Origin of the sequence: Paenirhodobacter sp. (genome assembly GCF_047600745.1) — a bacterium.
Lineage (GTDB): Bacteria > Pseudomonadota > Alphaproteobacteria > Rhodobacterales > Rhodobacteraceae > Rhodobacter.
The window spans coordinates 356877-373385 of the sequence record NZ_JASGKI010000001.1 but is presented as its reverse complement, the minus strand read 5'-3'; the positions used below and the strand labels follow the sequence as shown (position 1 = coordinate 373385).

Annotated in this window: 20 protein-coding genes and 3 pseudogenes; 3 read left to right on the top strand and 20 right to left on the bottom strand. The window is 66.4% G+C overall.

The features are described from left to right. Positions 1 to 2 precede the first annotated feature (2 nt). The 18 genes and pseudogenes from QM789_RS02000 to QM789_RS01915 all read right to left on the bottom strand — a co-directional run bounded on the left by QM789_RS02000 (position 3) and on the right by QM789_RS01915 (position 12226). Complete coding sequence (locus tag QM789_RS02000) at positions 3 to 656, bottom strand: lysozyme (protein WP_420350291.1); 654 nt, start codon at positions 654 to 656, stop codon at positions 3 to 5. Positions 657 to 660: 4 nt separating this feature from the next. After that, positions 661 to 792, bottom strand: a complete 132-nt coding sequence (locus QM789_RS01995) for a hypothetical protein (RefSeq protein ID WP_420350290.1) — start codon at positions 790 to 792, stop codon at positions 661 to 663. Then, on the bottom strand, positions 785 to 1135 hold the full coding sequence (locus QM789_RS01990; protein WP_420350289.1) for a hypothetical protein: 351 nt from the start codon (positions 1133 to 1135) through the stop codon (positions 785 to 787). Before QM789_RS01990 ends, QM789_RS01995 begins: the two co-directional genes overlap by 8 nt. Next, the gene (locus QM789_RS01985) at positions 1132 to 1758 is read right to left on the bottom strand and encodes a phage distal tail protein, Rcc01695 family (protein ID WP_420350288.1); all 627 of its coding nucleotides are present in this window, start codon (positions 1756 to 1758) and stop codon (positions 1132 to 1134) included. The genes QM789_RS01990 and QM789_RS01985 overlap by 4 nt, the downstream gene beginning before the upstream one ends. Before the next feature lie 9 nt (positions 1759 to 1767). Next, positions 1768 to 3826: pseudogene (locus QM789_RS01980) on the bottom strand (phage tail tape measure C-terminal domain-containing protein). After that, the gene (locus QM789_RS01975; RefSeq protein ID WP_420350287.1) at positions 3819 to 3947 is read right to left on the bottom strand and encodes a DUF7697 family protein; all 129 of its coding nucleotides are present in this window, start codon (positions 3945 to 3947) and stop codon (positions 3819 to 3821) included. Before QM789_RS01975 ends, QM789_RS01980 begins: the two are co-directional and overlap by 8 nt. Positions 3948 to 4045: 98 nt before the next feature. Next, a complete protein-coding gene (locus tag QM789_RS01970) occupies positions 4046 to 4483 on the bottom strand; it encodes a hypothetical protein (protein WP_420350286.1) in 438 nt (145 codons plus the stop codon). A 2-nt stretch (positions 4484 to 4485) separates the two neighbouring features. Then, positions 4486 to 5742, bottom strand: coding sequence for a phage tail tube protein (locus tag QM789_RS01965; protein WP_420350285.1), 1257 nt, complete (start codon positions 5740 to 5742; stop codon positions 4486 to 4488). A gap of 24 nt (positions 5743 to 5766) precedes the next feature. Further along, positions 5767 to 6186 carry an acyl-CoA transferase gene (locus QM789_RS01960; protein WP_420350284.1) on the bottom strand — a complete coding sequence of 140 codons (420 nt, stop codon included), beginning with the start codon at positions 6184 to 6186 and terminating at the stop codon, positions 5767 to 5769. Positions 6187 to 6308: 122 nt separating this feature from the next. After that, complete coding sequence (locus tag QM789_RS01955) at positions 6309 to 6920, bottom strand: hypothetical protein (RefSeq protein WP_420350283.1); 612 nt, start codon at positions 6918 to 6920, stop codon at positions 6309 to 6311. Next, entirely contained in the window at positions 6835 to 7431 is a 597-nt protein-coding gene (locus tag QM789_RS01950) for a DUF3800 domain-containing protein (RefSeq protein ID WP_420350282.1), read from the bottom strand. The genes QM789_RS01955 and QM789_RS01950 overlap by 86 nt, the downstream gene beginning before the upstream one ends. A 200-nt stretch (positions 7432 to 7631) precedes the next feature. Further along, positions 7632 to 8213, bottom strand: coding sequence for a DUF6441 family protein (locus tag QM789_RS01945; RefSeq protein ID WP_420350281.1), 582 nt, complete (start codon positions 8211 to 8213; stop codon positions 7632 to 7634). Next, on the bottom strand, positions 8210 to 8521 hold the full coding sequence (locus tag QM789_RS01940; protein ID WP_420350280.1) for a head-tail joining protein: 312 nt from the start codon (positions 8519 to 8521) through the stop codon (positions 8210 to 8212). The genes QM789_RS01945 and QM789_RS01940 overlap by 4 nt, the downstream gene beginning before the upstream one ends. Then, a complete protein-coding gene (locus QM789_RS01935) occupies positions 8521 to 8856 on the bottom strand; it encodes a DUF2190 family protein (protein ID WP_420350279.1) in 336 nt (111 codons plus the stop codon). The genes QM789_RS01940 and QM789_RS01935 overlap by 1 nt, the downstream gene beginning before the upstream one ends. A gap of 76 nt (positions 8857 to 8932) precedes the next feature. Then, positions 8933 to 10324, bottom strand: coding sequence for a prohead protease/major capsid protein fusion protein (locus tag QM789_RS01930; RefSeq protein ID WP_420350278.1), 1392 nt, complete (start codon positions 10322 to 10324; stop codon positions 8933 to 8935). A gap of 58 nt (positions 10325 to 10382) precedes the next feature. After that, the gene (locus QM789_RS01925) at positions 10383 to 10994 is read right to left on the bottom strand and encodes a hypothetical protein (RefSeq protein ID WP_420350277.1); all 612 of its coding nucleotides are present in this window, start codon (positions 10992 to 10994) and stop codon (positions 10383 to 10385) included. Between the two features lie 3 nt (positions 10995 to 10997). After that, a complete protein-coding gene (locus QM789_RS01920) occupies positions 10998 to 11672 on the bottom strand; it encodes a phage portal protein (protein ID WP_420350276.1) in 675 nt (224 codons plus the stop codon). Further along, positions 11624 to 12226: a phage portal protein gene (locus QM789_RS01915; RefSeq protein WP_420350745.1), complete on the bottom strand. Its 603-nt coding sequence runs from the start codon at positions 12224 to 12226 to the stop codon at positions 11624 to 11626. Before QM789_RS01915 ends, QM789_RS01920 begins: the two co-directional genes overlap by 49 nt. A 149-nt stretch (positions 12227 to 12375) precedes the next feature. Here QM789_RS01915 and QM789_RS01910 point away from each other — a divergent pair, with 149 nt between their 5' ends. Continuing rightward, positions 12376 to 13533 (top strand): AIPR family protein, encoded by a 1158-nt coding sequence (locus QM789_RS01910; RefSeq protein WP_420350744.1) that lies wholly within the window; start codon positions 12376 to 12378, stop codon positions 13531 to 13533. Positions 13534 to 13553: 20 nt separating this feature from the next. On the opposite strand, the pseudogene QM789_RS01905 reads toward QM789_RS01910, so the two are convergent. After that, positions 13554 to 14860: pseudogene (locus QM789_RS01905) on the bottom strand (phage terminase large subunit family protein); the annotation flags it as partial. Continuing rightward, positions 14808 to 15368 (bottom strand): hypothetical protein, encoded by a 561-nt coding sequence (locus QM789_RS01900; RefSeq protein WP_420350275.1) that lies wholly within the window; start codon positions 15366 to 15368, stop codon positions 14808 to 14810. The pseudogene QM789_RS01905 and the gene QM789_RS01900, both read right to left, overlap by 53 nt. A 228-nt stretch (positions 15369 to 15596) precedes the next feature. On the opposite strand from QM789_RS01900, the gene QM789_RS01895 reads away from it, so the two are divergent. Both QM789_RS01895 and QM789_RS01890 read left to right on the top strand, forming a co-directional pair. Beyond that, positions 15597 to 15749, top strand: coding sequence for a hypothetical protein (locus tag QM789_RS01895; protein WP_420350274.1), 153 nt, complete (start codon positions 15597 to 15599; stop codon positions 15747 to 15749). A 95-nt stretch (positions 15750 to 15844) separates the two neighbouring features. Beyond that, a pseudogene (locus tag QM789_RS01890) lies at positions 15845 to 16412 on the top strand (DUF3489 domain-containing protein). Positions 16413 to 16509: the final 97 nt, after the last annotated feature.

Sequence of the window (16509 nt, the reverse complement as noted above, 5' to 3'; positions counted from 1 at the left end):
GATCAGGCCCTCCGGATCAGGGTGGAGAAAAAAGAGGTCAGCCGGGCGAGCCAGCTAGTCGACGCGTTGAGTGCAGGTTTGAGGACAGGCGGCAGCGGCGACGGCCGCAGAAGGGCCAGCGCCTCATCCTCGGTCAGGCGACTGATCGGCCGGGAGAAATCCACGCGGCCTGCATGATCCACGGACCAGACCGGGATCGTGCCACTGGGATAGCGGCCATGGCGGAACAGGTCGCGCTCGGCCTCCCGGCGGGAAATGATCGCCGCCGGGCGTTGCCAGTTCAGAAACGCGACGGCTGCTGCAACGCGATTCCCGGCATTGAGGTGACGCGTCAGCGCAGCTTTGGCGATACCACCGGTATTGTAGTGGAACGAAACCAGCGCATCGAACTCGTGCGGCGCCAGCGGCACCTTCACCGCGCGCAGGACAGCCGCCTCGTAGCGCGCGAGGTCGATTTTGAAGACCCGAAACGCCTCGCGGATCCCGGCATCGAGATCGGCGGGCATGCCACGCGGCATCCTTGCCGGATCGGGCGGCCCTGCCGCCGCCGTGTGGCCGATACCGAAGGTCCAGACGGCCTTCACGTCACGATAAGGGGCCGGCACGATGCCCTCGTGCCGGGTGAGGGCCAGCAGCCCCCGGTCGGTCATGTGCATGGGATTACCCGAGAAGAGAGAGGATCATGATCAGCGCGGCGATGGCGAGGCCGATGCGCAGGCGGTGACCGAAAGCCTGGCCGGGATCGGTCGCGTCGCAACGGAGGGTGCGCGCGAAACGCAGAAGCTCATTCATCGTCGGTCCCTCCCTTCGCGCCACGCAGCCGGACAAGAACGAGTTCGATGAAGGCAGGGCCGAAGACGCCGACGAGATAGGCCGCCGAGCCTGCAGCACCCCCGGCCGGGATGGCCTCGGGCGGCAGGCTGAGCCAGCGGGTGACGAGCGCCATCGAGAGGCTTCCCATCCCCGCCGCGATTAGCCCGCCGAGCAGGATGTGCCGCAGCGCATCGCGCAACCGCATCCGAGTGGTCAGCGCATTGGTCGCGCCGCCGAGGGCGCCCCAGGCGGCAAGGATCACCGCAGTCGAGGCCAGAAGGTCGCGCAGGACTGCCGCGAAGAAGCCGGTCTCGTCGTTCATCGCCGGGTCTCCACGAGCGGAATGGAGGTGATCGAGCCGAGCCGCTCGAGGTCGAGCGTTACGTCGAGCGCGTCAGTGTCGAAGCGGACCGGCACGTCGAAGGCGAAGCCCGTGGTGATCGCGACGCCGGAGGCCGGTGCGATGCTGAATGTGACAACGCCGGTCGTGGTGTCGACGGACCAGCCGGAAGGCTGCTCGACGCCCGACAGCGCGATGCGCACGCTGCCTGCCACCGGCTTGGCGATGGCGCGCGTCCAGGATTGCGCGCCGGAGGCGTAGCGCTTCACCAGCTGGAAGGCGGTTGTGGCGCCATCGCCGGTGGCGATCGCCTGGTCGGTTGGCGATGGCATGCCCGATGGCAGGTACGACTTGTGATCGCCCCAATCCTTGAAGCGGAAGCCGTGCAGGCGACCGTTGCGCGCTTCGAAGAAGGCGACCGGTGCCGCAAGGTCGTCGGCGCGGCGGATGCCGTAGGCGACGTCGTAGCGACGGCGCGAGTTGGCCCAGCTGGCGTTCCTCTCCTCGTCGCCGCTGGCTAGTTCGACGATCTGGGTGCGCCGCTCCGGCCCGCCGAGCGCACTGCGGCTGATGTCGTCCGGAAACCGGACCTCGTGGAAAGCCATGACGGATCCTCACATCCCCCTGCGGCCCAGCGACACGGCGCGGGCGATGTCGGCCGCGACCTGCGTGCGGGACTGCCGGAAGCTCTCGGCATCGCGGGCCATGATCGTGACGTTGACTCCGCCACCCGCGCCGTAGCTTGCGGCCTCGCGCCGCGACAGCACCCGTTCTCCGCGCTGCAGGATCGCCGGGACTTCATCGTGGCGAAGTCCGGCCATGCCGCCTGCATGCATCCGGGGCGCGGCGGCGAAGGCCATGGCCGGAACCATCCGCGAGGGACCGGCGGAGCCGACCATCCCGCCCGCATGCAGGATGTCGGCGAAGATGCCGCCCGCGCCGCCGAGCACGCCGGAGAGCGCATTGGCGATCGGCCCGAGGATGAAGCACCGCGCCGCGAGCTTGGCCAGATCGGCAATGAGCGAGGTGACCAGATCGCCGAAGTTCAGCTTGCCGGTCTTCACGAACTCGGCCAACGCATTCTCGGCCGACTGAAAGGCGCCGACGAGGCTCTGGCCGATATCGCCTCCGATCTCGCGGGCCTTGCCGGCGTAGTCCGAGAGTGCTGCTGTGACCGCCTGCCAGCCGGTACGGCGGCTTCGGTGCCAGGCGTTGCTGCTGCAGCCGCAGCGGCCGTACCTGCTCCCGTTGCGGCACTCCCTGCACACTCGAGCGCAGTCTCGAACCGCTCTGCCGCGCCGGTGGCTTCGGTCAGCGCGTCCGCCCCGACTTCATCTCCGCCGCGCATGGCATCGCTGAGCGCCTGCATCGCCGGGCCGACACCGTCGAAGGCTCCGGCGCGGGTCTCGATCGCGCGCTGGCGATAGCGGTCAGCCATCACACCCGCGTTGCTCGCGGCATGGTCGAGCATCGAGGCGTAGGACTGCGCGCCGAACCAGTCGATCTGTGCATCCGCACCGATCGTCTCCGCCACCGCGTTGAAGGTCGGCCCGATGCTGCCGAGGAAATCGGCCCATTTGTTCGACAGGAAGGCCATCAGCCGCAGCTAGATCGCCTCGACATCGGCGCGCAGCGCCCGGAAGTCATCAACGAAGGACCCGGCCGTGGCCTTGATCCCGTCCCAGACCGCCCTGGCGACATTGCCCATCAGCTCGAGCGCGGCACCGAACCCGCCAGCACCCCGGACGAGCTGGCTGAACTGGTAGATCAGTTCTCCCGCGCCGACGATCAGCGCGCCGCGCAGGACGACCAGCGCGGTGGCGAGGCCGCGCACGGAGACGGCGGCAACCGCCAGGCTCGCCACCCAGCGGCCCGCCATGAAGGCGGCGAAGGTTGCGGCATAGGTGGCGAGCCGGCCGATATTGGCGATCCTGAGCGTGCCTCCTTCGGAGGCGAGACCGACGAAGGCGTTGGCCAGCCCCTCGACCGCCGGGGCCAGCGCCACGCCGATCCGGTTGCGGATGCCCTCGAACACCTGGCCGACGCCCACCAGCGCGATCTGGGTGCGCTGCAATGCCTGGATGGCGCCGGCATCGAGCACCGCGCCGAGGTCATGGCCTCGAGATAGAAGGTCATCTCCTGCTGGCTGAGACCGGCGCGCTCCAGCGTGTCGACATAGAGCTGCAATGCCTCTGGGCCGGAAAGGCGCGCGAACTGATCGGCGGTGACGCCGACCCGGGGCGCCACCCGTTCGAAGAAATCGGCCATCGGACCGCCGCCGGTGCTCAGGAAATCGCCGACCCGGTCGTTCACGTCCTTGAGGATGTCGGCGAGCTTTTCCTGCTTGATTCCGACAGTGCGGGATGCCCCCGCCCATCGCTGGAACGCCTCGGGAGCGGTGTTGGCCACCTGCGCGAAGGCTTGCGTCTGATTGGCCACCTGGATCGTCGCGCGGGTCATGGCGGCGAGCGCGGTGGTGACGCCAGCCGACGCTGCGGTGAGCGCGATCCGTGCCCGGCGCGAGAAGGCTGCGAGCCGGGTATTGGCTGCTTCCATCTCCCGGTTCAGCCGTCCGAAGCCGCGCGACCCAGCTTCGCCCACACCTTCCAGTTCGGCGCGCACCTGCCGTCCGCCGACGGCCGCGAGGCGGACGCTGACCCTCTTCTCAGCCATGGGAGTGATCCATCTGTTCGTTGAGTTTGGTGACCATCACGGCCTCGACGACAGGCAGCAGTTCGGCCATGGCGAGCGGCGGCACGCCGAGCGCGTTCCCGAGCGCCAGCGCCGCCGACATGTCCCAGCCGATCACGGCGCCGGGCAGGACACGCAGCTGGCCGCCGAGGCGACCGACCAGGTCCCAGACCTGCCAACCCTCCGGCGTTTCCGGACGGTTCAGCCGCGCCGGGCAGTCCGGGCAGGCTTGCGCGCAGGCTTGGCAATACCTGTCGCCCCCGCCGAAGAACCATTCGGCGAGAGCGCGGAGGCGTTTTTTTCCTGTTCCAGCAGCAGCCCCTTCGAGACGTAGGTCAGTTGGAAGGCTTCGAAGATCGGCCAGACATCGAGCAGCACGTCGATGGCCTCGGGGCTCGGGTTGATGGGATTGCCGTCTGCATCGCCGATGCCCTCCCAGGCGAGTACGGCCCGTCGCGCCAGCGCCTTGGCGAAAGCGACCGCACGTTCCTCGTCGCTGGCCTCATCCGGCACCGCCTCGACGGCCGGATCGCTGCGCGTGCCGACCATCAGCGCGGTGGTCAGCGGGCGCAACTGCACCCGCACGCCGGGGGCGAGATCATGCCAGCGGGGCGCGTTGGTCAGGTCGAGCGTGAGCATACTCAATATTCCTCGATGTCGTTGATCAGGGTGGCGGTGCACATCCGGCCGACCGCGCTGTCGCGCGCGGCCTGCCAGTCGAAGCTGGCCTGCACGCCCTGCGGCCCGGAAATCTCGATGCGCGGGCGCGGCAGGTAGACGGCGTGGACGGTGAAGGTGAAACTCTCGCCCGAAGGCAGGACATAGGCGAACTCCATCTCGCAGGCCTCGCCGTTGATCGCCTGCGTCACCAGCGTCTGATCGGCGAAGCGGACCTCGATCCGCCCCGTGAGCGCGGCGATGGACGGGTCCGCGCCGTCGATGCGGCCGTCCGAGCGGATCGTCTCGATGCGGTCGAGGTTGTTGGCATAGGTGATCTCGGCCGAGACCACGTTGCCGAGCGCTGAGCCGTTGCGCGTGATCGCGCCGTTGAAATGGCCGAAGCGCTTCAGTTCCAGCGCGGCGGGTGTTCCAGCGCTCGTCGTCGTGCCCACTGTTTCGCCCTGCGCCACCAGCCGCGCTGTGGCGGTGAGCAGACCGGAGCGCTGCATCTGCCAGGTCAGCTGGTCGAGCACGCAGCCGGAATACATGGCATAGCGCGGCACCTCGGGCATGCCGGTCTCGATCGACATGCTGGGCAGCGTCCAGGACCCGGACTGGAAGCTGTGGATCCTGCCGCCGCCGGTCAGCTGCGGCCCGGATGCGGTCGCGGCCGAGGCGGCGATGGTGAAGGCGTTGCCGCTGGTCCCGGCACTGTCGAAGGTGATCAGCAGCTCATCGGTGCCGAGCGGATTGGAGTAACTCGCCTTGCCGACCTCCGGGTCGGCCGAGCCGTTCAGGTCCGAGACCAGCGCCGCCAGCGTGGCAGACAGGGTTCCCGAGATCGCGGTCTCGCCGGTGCCGGGGCTGTCATCCACGAAACTCCAGGTGACGCCGCCCAGCGTGATCGTATCGCCCTCGGTGGGATTGGCCGCGAAGGCGATGGTGCCGGTCGCCGCCGTGCTGGTGGTGACCGGCGCGCCGAAGGCGGCTCTCAGCCAGAAGCCGAAAGCCTCGGCGTCGAGCGACACCACGACATCGCCATCAACTGTGACCGCATCCTTGACCGGCGCCAGCGGATCGCGGCCGTAGCCGAGCAGTTCCGAGTTCATCAGTGGCTGCTCGGCGCCGAGCGAGGTGCTGGCGAAGGGCATGCGGGCGAAGCCGCTGGCGGGCGGGGTTCCATAGGTCGTCTCGAACGCAAGCGCCATCAGCGCCCGCGCCCCCTGGGCTCGCGCCATGGTGTTCTCCTCGGATTGTCGGGATCAGCCGAGCGTATCGGCCGTGGAATAGTGCAGCACCACCGGGATCACGGCGGCCTTCAGGCTGGCCGCGCCCTCGACCGGCAGATCGACCGGTCGCGGCGCTTCCACCTCGACCCAGTCGCAGAGCCCGCCCAGCGTGCGGTCGGCGGCGAGCGCCGCACCAATGCTGGCGGTCAGCGTGTCGAAGGCGGCGTCACGGTCGGAACCCTGCACGACCGCCTCGATCTCGGCCCGGTGCTGGTAGTGGTACGTCAGCGGCGACAGCGTCACCTCCGGCTCGCCCGGCTCACCGTCGCGCAGGATCAGCAGGCCCTCGGCCGGCACGCGCTCGGGCAGCACCTCACCGCGCAGGGCGGTCGCGGGCAGCGCCGAGAGCCACGCGTGCAGCGCGGCGAGGATGGTTTCACGAGGGGTGGACATGGTTTCCTGCTATCGCGCGCATGCAAAGAAGGAACGCTTCGAACCCTATTACCCGGCGCTGAGATGCGCTTTCGAAAGCCTGCAAGTTCAGGGAGAAACTCCGATCTTCTGCAACGTCAGTGTCAGCAACTTTCTACGGCTCTTCGCCGATCTTCTTCCCACTTCTCGATCCGAGCTGCCAGGTCTTCAGGCAAGGGCACCTCGGGCTCCGGTAGGTCGAGGAGGAAGCTCCACCGACGTTCGAGGCCGCGTAGTGAGACCTCGTCCGTCCTGCCGCGCTTGGCGAAGGCGTTGAGCATCTCCGCCAGTTCCGCCGAGATCGGCTTGCCCTCCGCGTGCCGCTTCGCGACCCACAGCACGACATCGACCATCTCAAGGCCGGCACTCTCGTCGCCAGGACGGAATACAGGCGGGACCTCAGGCATGTTCGTCATGTCCATCTCTGGCATCCCCGGCCCCATACTCTGCTTGTGGCCTCGTAGCCTACGATAGATATCCGACAACTCACCTTGTGCTCGATTGAATTGCGTCTGCCGATCGACAGTGATCTGACGTACCTGCTTTGACTGCTTCCGCGCCTGAATAGCGATGTACTGTAGGACCTGCTGGAAGCCGACCAGATTTGGGGAAATCTGAAGTGCGCTGTCCTTATTGCCTGCTCCATAGCTGATCTCGAACGGGTTCGCAGCTGCCCAGGTTAAAGCGCCGGAGATCAGCTTCTCGAGAGCGAGCATCCGGTAGCCGATTAAGCCTCCCCTGCAGGGTGGTGCAAATTGTGCGCAAAGCCTCAGCGGCCCTTGCCGGGTTCGTCTCCTGCCGCGCCGCCCAGGCTGCCTTCGACGTCTCCACGTCGAAGAGATGGGCGACCTTGAAAACGAGGACATATCGCAGTGGTGTCCAGTAGTGGTGCCACGGAACAGCGTCGTTGAGACCAGCATCAAACACCTGGTCGAAGAAGGTAATCACAGCATAATCGGGCTTCACGACCTTATAGAGCGAGAACCGGACATCGCGCTTCACGGCGAAGCGGCCGAGGCTTGGGGCAATCTCCGATAGCCGACCGACGCCGAGTGCGTTGGCATGGAGACGTTCGACGCCGAGCTTCGCGCGAGCCGCCCGCAGGAGAGGCTCGGCCGTGACGTCGAGGTTCGTCTTGGAGGTGACTAAGCCATAATAGAGGACGGGCTGAGCCGGATCAAATAGGTTGGCCCCAGTATTGCCGCTTTCGTCTACATAGCAGTACATTTTCGTTCAACTGTCCTTAGGCGTCAGACGTGAGACCGTAGATTTCGACCTTCCACCGAACACGCCGTCGTGGTCAACTACAGCCGCTCTTGTTGCACTGGAACCCTGGCATCGCCGGATGCCGGTTTACGCCTATGTCTTTTCGCCAGAGACATTTTTGACGCCTGCGGACCACGACTACCCCGTTGGGAAAGTAGACATCACATTCTATCCTCCACCCAATTCGCCACGATCAGCCCCGGCACGCTGTCCAACGCCCGGTCTGCATCCCGCGCGAGGTCCAGCCGCTTCGGCAGCTTGACCTGCGGCACCAGCAGGCAGATCGGCGCGGTGACCTTGCCGCGCCCGGTTTTCGAGCGCGACACCACCGCCTGGCCCTTGGTGTTCAGCCGGCCCTCCGCCACCAGCAGGCTCGGACCCGTGCGGCGATAGACGAAGCGCAGGCGCAGGGATTTGCCTGCGGCAGGCAGCGGGATCGCCAGCCAGAACCCGTTCTTGGAGCGGATCAACGGGCCGGTGTCGTGCGCGCCGACGATGACCGGGGCCTTCGACCAGACCAGCGCGGCGGCGTCCAGGCTCTCGCCCGACCTCGGGAAGTTCTGGCTCCGGATCGAGTTGGCCAGCCGAGGCCCGAGCCCCGCGCCGGTGATCAGCAGCCGCCACGCCGATTTCAGCCCGGTCCCGGCCTCGCGCATGGCGGTGGTCACGGCGCGTTCGCCGACTGCCACCTCCGCTTGCATCATCGCGACGATGTCGGGATCGATGTCGAGCTTCAGTTTCACGCGGGCCTCAGATCGACCGTCCAGACGAGCCGCTCGCGGTCGCGGACGGGCTCGCCCTGAATGAGGAAGGCGTCGCCATCGATCTCGATGCGGTCGCCGGGGCGCGGGTTCGCCACCTCGGCCACGCGCAGGTCGATCCGGGTGGTCTCGGACCAGAGCCGCGCATCGCCGAAGTCGGTGACCGCGTCGGCACGCCGGGCGACGAGGCGCACCAGCATGGGCGCGCCGCCGTCAGCGATATAGACAGCGTCCCGGCCGATGTTCGGATCGGCGAAGAGCGCGCCAAAGGCGGCGGCGAAAGCGCTCATCAGAACGTCGCATTCAGGCGGACCCGGCCGATGGTGTCGCCCTCGCCGCTCGCCACGGCCACGGTCGCCACGCCAATGAGGGTGTTGTCGGTGGCGACCGTGGTGCAGCGCTTGTTGTTGTCGTCCCAATAGACCTTGGCGCCCACGGTCCAGGCCTGCGAGCCGACTTTGGTGATGTCGAAGACGCCGACGAGCGCGGTCTCGACGCTCTCGCCGAGGGCGGCCGCTCCGGCGGCGACGCCGAAGATGGAGCCGACGAGCAGGCCATCGCCGGAGGCGACGGAATAGGGCGCGGTCAGGGTGATGGTGTTGCCGGGCTGGACGTAGTTTTTCATGGGGTAATCCTCGTGGAAAGACGAAGGGCGGCCCGTCAGGACCGCCTGCATGTCAGGGTTCGTCATCGGGTTAGGGTTACGCGCCGGGGTTCTTGTAGAGGCCGCGCCAGTCGATGGCCTTGGCGCCGAAGAGGCGGCACTTGATCTCGACCCCGTCGACGTCGAAGCCGTTGCGGGTTTCGATGTAGGCACCCTGCTGACCCTCGAGATAGGCGTACTCGATCGTGTCGATCTGGGCCGGAGAGGCCGCCAGATACCAGGCGGTTTCGCTGGCGGCATCGAGCCGGGGCTCGCTGATCGGCGCCAGCATCCGGATCGACTGCGGCACCACGTTGCTGCTGGACGCGGGCACCAGGTTCTGCGCGACCAGCTGCTCGGCCTTCAGTTCCAGCGAGGCGGGCACGATCAGGAAAGCGGGGCGGATGTTCAGCACCGTCTTCTTGTCGAGGCCGGTCTGCTTGGCCATGGCCGCGCGGGCCGCCCCCACCGCATCGACGGCCAGCGCCGCGCCGGTGCCCGCGAGGTTCTTGTGCGTGGTGTGGAAGAGCGCGTTGCCGTCGGCCATCGCCGGGTTGGCGGTGATGATGCCCCAGACCACGTCCGACTCGAGCTGGGCGATGGAGTTGCCGTACATCGCCGGGATCCGGGTGAAGGCGTCGAGATCGTCGTTGATCAGCACCTGGCGGGTGATGGCGACCACCCGGCCATAGGTCTTGACCTTGTAGCTCTCCTTCGACTCGCCGAGCGTGCCGCGCTTGAACTCGCCACTCTCGCCGACCTCCAGAAGCTGCGGCGCCTCGCCGAGCTGGACCCGGTGCATCGCCTTGAAGTCGGTGGCGAGCACCTGGCGGCAGAACAGCATGAAGGTGCGGGGATAGGCCTCGTAGGCCTGCCGCAGCGTCTTGTTGGTGACAGCGGCGAGGATCTCGGGAAAGTCGGACGTCGAATGCAGTGCCCGCGTCGCCACCTCGTCGCGCGACAGGCCCCGCGTGTTCACCCCGGCATTGCCGAGGCTTTCGCGGGCGAGTTCCAGGAGCGTCATGCCACGGTACTGGCGCGCGGCGTCCGCGAGTTGGAACAGCGTCGGGCTGTAGCGGTGCAGCAGCGCGTTGGCCACCGCGTCACGGCGGGTGATGCGTTCATCCTGGCCGCCGAGCGGGATCGAGACATGCGGGAAGGTCCGGGTCTCGTCCGACTTCGCAGCGACCTGATCGAGGATCAGGCGGCGGGACTCGTCGATGCCGACACCGCGCTTGACCAAATCCTCGGCGAAGCTGCGCTCGAGGTTCAGACGGCCCGCGAGATCGTAGATGGTCGAGACGCGGTCGCGCTCCGCCTCGCGGGCGCGGGTGGCGACGGCTTCGGTGTCGGGCGCAGCGGGGGCATCAGTTTTTGGAAGCTTCGGCTGGTTGCGCGTCTCGCTGGCGGCGACCTTCGAGTCGGGCGCAGCCGGTTTCGGCTCGGTCATGATGGTGTCCTCGGCTTCGACCGGCTCGGTCGGTTGGTTGCTGGCGGGGGGTGCGGCGTCACTCACCGGGCTTCTCGGTCTTATCGGTCATCGGGGATGCTCCTTGCTCTGTGGGGGCGTCCCGGCGGTGGAGGACGCAGTCGTGAAGGGGATGCTGGGCGCGGAAGCACGCTGCGGGGTCGGCGCCGACCGCGACGGCGGAGACCTCGAAGGGTGTCCAGTCCACTGCCTGCCAGAGTTCGCGGGCTGCTTCGGGTTTCGAGACCTCGAAGCGGTGGACCTGGTAGCCGATCGAGACCGCGCGGATGTGCCCGGCCTGGATGTCGCGCCAGATCGGCTCGACGTCTGCGCGCTCGGAGATCCGCACCAGCGCGATGCCCCGGCCGTTCTCGATCCGGGCGGAACCCGGCACCACCGAGCCGATCACCGCGTCGAGCGTGTCGAGTTCGTGCACCTTCAGGAAGGGCGCGCCCGCGTTCAGCCGGTCGAGCCGCACATGGGCAGGGTCAAGGCTCAGCTCCTCGTCATAGGGCTCGCCGAAGAATGTCGCACGTCGCACGCGCGCGCCCGCCGACCAGATCACCTCGACGGTGCGGGCGTCGGCATCGGCCGTGTTCGGGGCAAGCTCCGCCGACCGGCGCATGGCCGGCAGTTCGATCATCGTGTCCATGGGTCAGTCCTGTTGGTCGGCGGCGGCTTGCGCCGGATCGGTTTCCACATCGGCGGTGGTGCTGGTGGCCGGATCGTTCGTGGAATCATTGGTCTGCGCGCTGCCGGTCTTGGTGACACGGCGCGGGTCGCTGTCGAGGACCAGGCCCAATTCGTCGAGCCTGGCATTGGTCGCGGCGATTTCCTCGAGCACCGCATCGGGACTGTAACCCTGCCGCGAGATGGCCTGTGCCAGCGTCATCGTGCCCGAGCGGATCGCCAGCAGGTCAGCCATCGTGTCCTTGTAGGGATCGACGGCGTCGAACTTGGGCGGCGACCATTCCACGGGCACGTCCGGGGACGGGATCTGGCCTGCGGCCCATACGGCCTCGGTGAACCAACGCCAGACCGGCGCACAGAACATCGGGATGAACAACTGCCACTGCACGGCGTCGATCTGGCGGCGGAATTCCACGAGCCCGGCCCGGATCGAGGAATAGTTGACCTGGCTGAGGTCGCCAGTCAGCAGCTCGTGGGGCACCCGGAACCCGGCCGAGATCGTGTGCAGGCTCGCCCGCTTGTACTCGCCGTAGCCGCCGGTGGCCGAAGGCTGGTTGAACCTGATGTCCTTGCCGCCCCGCGCATAGGCGATCAGCCCCGGCTCGAACTGCTCGACTTTGTTGCCATCGGCATCGACCACGGACGGCGCGATGCCTTGCTGCGCCTCGTCGTCGCCGAAGACGATGGCGGTGACGCCGGCCTGGTCTTCTTTCGGACGATTTCGGCGACCTCGTAATCGTCGAGATCACGCAGCGCCCGGATCACCGGCGCACCCCAGGGAACACCGCGTGCCTGCGTGCGCTGCTTCTCGTAGACATGGACGATGTCGGTCGCCGGGACCGGGTGGCTGTCGAACCCGCCGCGCAGGGCACTATAGGCATCGCCGGGGTGTTCGCTGTGCAGCCAGTAGGCCAGGCGTTTGCCGACCGGGTCGAACTCGATCCCCTGGACGAGACGACCCGCACCGAGGACGCCGGATTTCGTGGCATCGAGGAAATCGGCCTCCAGCACCTGAAGCTGCGACGGCACCGGCAGACCGTCCGAGGATCGCCGCAGGCGACGGCGCACCAGCACTTCGCCCGCTTCGATCATCTCCCGGCAGATCAGGGTCTGCAGCCCGTAGAAATCGAGCTGGCCGTCCGCATCGCAGGCCTCGGCCCATCGCTCGAAGAGATCGTCGACGCGGCGGTCCAGCGCCTCGTCGCCGCTTGCGGCATGATCCTCGCGCCGACGATATTGTTGATCTGCATATTCCGTTGTGCTATCAATGTGATGTTGTCTCGTCGGGGTCGTCCAGGTGGACGCGCCTTTTGGTGGCGGACAGCGGAAAATGAGGTACTACCATGATGTCTGCGAGCGCAGCCACGAATTTGTTCGCGTTTCCCTATCATAATTGTCGGAATATCAGTTCGCCTGAGGATCAATCGGCGGGTCGTAAAGTTTATTCCGGCACGGCTCCCGCCCGTTCGGTGCTGGAACTCGACGACAATGAAAACGTCCGCGAGTATCTGGTCGAGGCTAAAGGAAAGCAGAAGAAGACCCCGACGCTTGTTCACCAAGCGATCCGCAAGACGTTGGAGGCGAACACCGAGTTGTTTTCGATCCTCAACGGCGGCATCGTGATCGTTGCCCGTGATGCAGAGGTAGACGACAAGGTGAAGCAGATGACGTTGCTCAAGCCGAGCATCATCAATGGGTCCCAAACTCAGGGCGAACTCCGTCGCTTCTTCGCCAAGACCTTCAATGCCGATTACATCGAGCCGAGCATACGGTTTGAGATCATCGTAACGGACGATGATGATCTGATTGCGGACATTTCTATCGCCCGCAACTTTCAGAACGATGTCCGGGCGTTGTCTATCGCGGGGCGGCGGGGCCAACTAGATGAGTTGGAAGCCCATATGCGGACTAAGTTCCCGGGCGTCGAGTTGCAGAAATCCGAGAGCGACCAGAACGACACGGGCGGCAGCCTTGACACGGAGAAACTCATTCAGGTGACATTCGCACTGCTGCCCGCAGAAATGATGAAGAAGTTCGGCGCGCAGGCTGACCCCGAAAATAAGGTATTCTCCTATAGTCAGAAAACGCGCTGCCTGAAACTGTTTCAGCGCTTGGTCGATGACCAAGAAAATCAGGATGTCTACAAGTGCTTCCTTGACGTAGCGCCGCTCGCTTGGGAGCTTTACGCTAAATGGAAAGTGCATCAGGGCTTTGTTGGGACAGGTATCCGTTCGATTGAAAGGGAAGGGCGGCAGATCAAGGAAGTGCCAGACGGCCTGATCTTCCCGATCATCGCCGCGAACTCGGTTTTCATCAAGTACAACGGCTTGCGCTGGCAGTTGCAGCCGCCCAAGGTGTTGACGGACGATGAACTGATCCGCGCAGCAGACCAAGCCTACAAGGAAATGGCCGATCACAATCCGCAGACAATGGGGAAGAGCAAAGCGTGCTATTCCCACATTCTTCAGGTCACCAGCATTTTCGCGCGCCTTGCCGGGTAATGCGACTCTATCGGGCCATCCATCGGATGGCCCGCCCTCGATCACGATGTGATCGATGAGCCAACTTTCGAGCCCAAGGCCCAGACGTCGATCTCGATCCGGTCCTTCTGGACGTCGGCGTCGGCGGTCAGGAACAGGCCACTCGCAGGACCGTTCCGGGCCGCCATGCCTCACAGCGGTCATAGAGCCGCTGTCAGGCGGGCGCTTCGTCGGCCTCGATCCATGTCTCGCCGAGGATCGTGTTGCGGAACGCCTTGATCGCCTCGTCTGATCCCTGGGCAGCCTCGCAGCCGCGTGCGATCCGCAGCCAGCTCAGCGAGCTCACCGGCGAATAGAGGTCCGAGAGGTGGTAGCCGACTGTGGTCGTATCGGCGGCCACGGCGGTCGCCCGCCATTCGTCACCCTCCAGCATCGCCGTCTTGTGATGCTCCGCGATGGGCGTCTCGCAGCCCTCGCAGTGATACTCCGCCGTTTCCGGGCGGCCCTTCTGCCAGCGCAGCCGCTCGAACTTCAGCCATTGCATCACGCCGCAATGCGGGCACGGCACGAAGTAGCGTCGCTGATCCGACGCCTCGAACTCGCGCTCGATGCGTGACAGCCCCCGGATCGTGGGAGTCGAAACCAGCAGCACCTTGCGCCGATGGGCGAAGGTCAGCGATCGGGCCTCGGCCAGCGTGACCGGATCGCCTTCCTCGTCGGCCGAGGCCGGATAGGCATCGACCTCGTCGAGGAAGATGTAACGCGCCGGGGTCGAGCGCAGCCCGACCGCCGAGTTCGCGCCGGTCATAATCAGGATGCTGCCCGCGAATTCCTTGGACAGCATCGTGTTGCCAGCATCGCGCGACCGCGCGGGTTTGACCTTCTCCCGCAGATCGGGGCTTTCCTCAATCAGCGGGTCGATCCGCTGGCGTGAGTTGCGTTTGGCCAGTTCCACCGTCGGCTGGACGGCCAGCATCGGCCCCGGCGCCTGATGGATGACGAAGCCGATCCAGTTGTTGCCCGCCTCGGTTGCGCCCACCTGCGCGGCCTTCATGAACACGATCCGCTGCACGGGATCGCCCGGCGACAGCCGGTTCATGATCTCGCGCATGTAGGGCGTGCGGGTCGTACGATACCGCCCGGGTTCGGTCGAGGCGCGGCCCGAGAGCATCCGGTGCCGGTCCGCCCATTCCGACACGGTCAGGTCCGGGTCGGGCCGCAGCCCGTTGCCCCAGGCACGCAGGATCTCCGCCGCGCCGTCGAACCCGGTCAGCCCATCGTCACCATGCTCGCCATCATCGGAAGTCGGGCCGGACCTCGGCGAGTTCGTCGAGGTGGGCGCGTACATGTTTCTCCAGAGCCTTCTGCATCGCGGCAGGCTCCACGCCGAGATCGGCCGCCATCAGCGCCGCCGCGCGCGCAGGCCAGTTCACCCATGAATCCCGTTCCTCCCGCGCCAGCCGGAACACCAGCGCCAGCGCCCGGGTCCGGTCGATCAGCTCCCCCTTCAGCTTCTGGAGCCGGATGCGCCGCTCCTGCGCCTTCAGCACCTCGTTCGCGGTCTTGGCCTGCAGGAAGGTCGTGCCCCCGCCGACGAGCGGCGCGGCGAGCCCCTGTTCGCGCAGCGTGTCGCCGACGGCGGCCACGGCCGCCTCGGGAACGGGCTTCAGCTTGGACGTGGGTGGTTTGCGGGTCTTGGACGGGTCCGTCGTCTCCGCCCGCCGCGCATCGCTGGCGGTCGCGTTGATGCTGCCGTCGGGATAGAGGACCAGCCGTTCGGCGGTCTTCGCCTTCTGGATCGCGCCGCGCGACAGCCCGACATGGGCGGCGTACTGGCGCTCGCTTATGCCCTGCATCGACAACTCAGATTATCATTAAGAATCATGATCTTATGGAGTTGATAAGCCTCGATCACGGAGCCACGACGATGACCACCCGCCTGAACCCGATCACCACCCCGCGCTTTGAGCTCCGCGCAGATAAGGCGCGCCGGAACAAGGGTGAGCCCGATTCCGCCACCGGTTCGAGGAACCGGGCGAACGCACTCGCCGCCTTCATCGTCAAGAAAGGCCGAGATCGACGAGATGCTCGACCGCCTGCAGACGCTCAGCGACAACCATTTCAACTGCGCCCCCGACGAGGCGGGTTGGGCGATGGTCGGCACGCTGGAATACTACGCCAGCCTGCTCAAGCGCATCACCGACAGCGCCTTCGGCGAGGGCGAACACGCCCGCTGATCTCCGGCACCGCCGGAACTCTCGCCGCGCGCCCTGCGCGGCTCGGGGTCGTAGAAGGCGCCGCATGATGCGGGCCCGAATACGGAGACAACCCCATGACCAAGCTTTCTGACACCCAAGCTATCATCCTCAGCGCCGCCGCACAGCGCGAGGACCGCATCGCCCTGCCGCTGCCCGAGAAGCCTGCGCGGCGGCGCTGCCTCGAAGGTGGTCGGCGCAATGATCGCCAAGGGCCTTTTGCAGGAGGTGGACGCCGACCTGCGGAAGAGCGAGCCCATGTGGCGTGAGACCGGCGACGGCCACGGCGTCACGCTGGTCGCCACCGACGCAGGCCTCGCCGCCATCGGCATCGAGCCCGAAGACGCGGACACCGCGCCTGCGGGCGCGACGGACGCGCCGACCGAAGAGCCCGCGCGGGACACCCCCACCGAGCGGAAGGCCGCGCCCAAGACGCGCACGCCGCGCGAGGGAACCAAGCAGGCCACCCTGATCGCCATGCTGCGCGCGCCCGAGGGGGCGACCATCGAGGAGATCATGGCCGCGACGGGCTGGCAGTCGCACACGGTGCGCGGCGCGATGGCCGGGGCGCTGAAGAAGAAGCTCGGTCTCGAGGTGACCTCGGAGAAGGTCGAGAACCGGGGGCGGGTCTACCGCATCGCTTGACTGGACGCAGCTTCGCGGAATTACAACACGTCAAGAGGTATGAATCATACCTCTTGACGACTCCTATCGTTGGCTTGCAAGATATGTGCGTCAACCC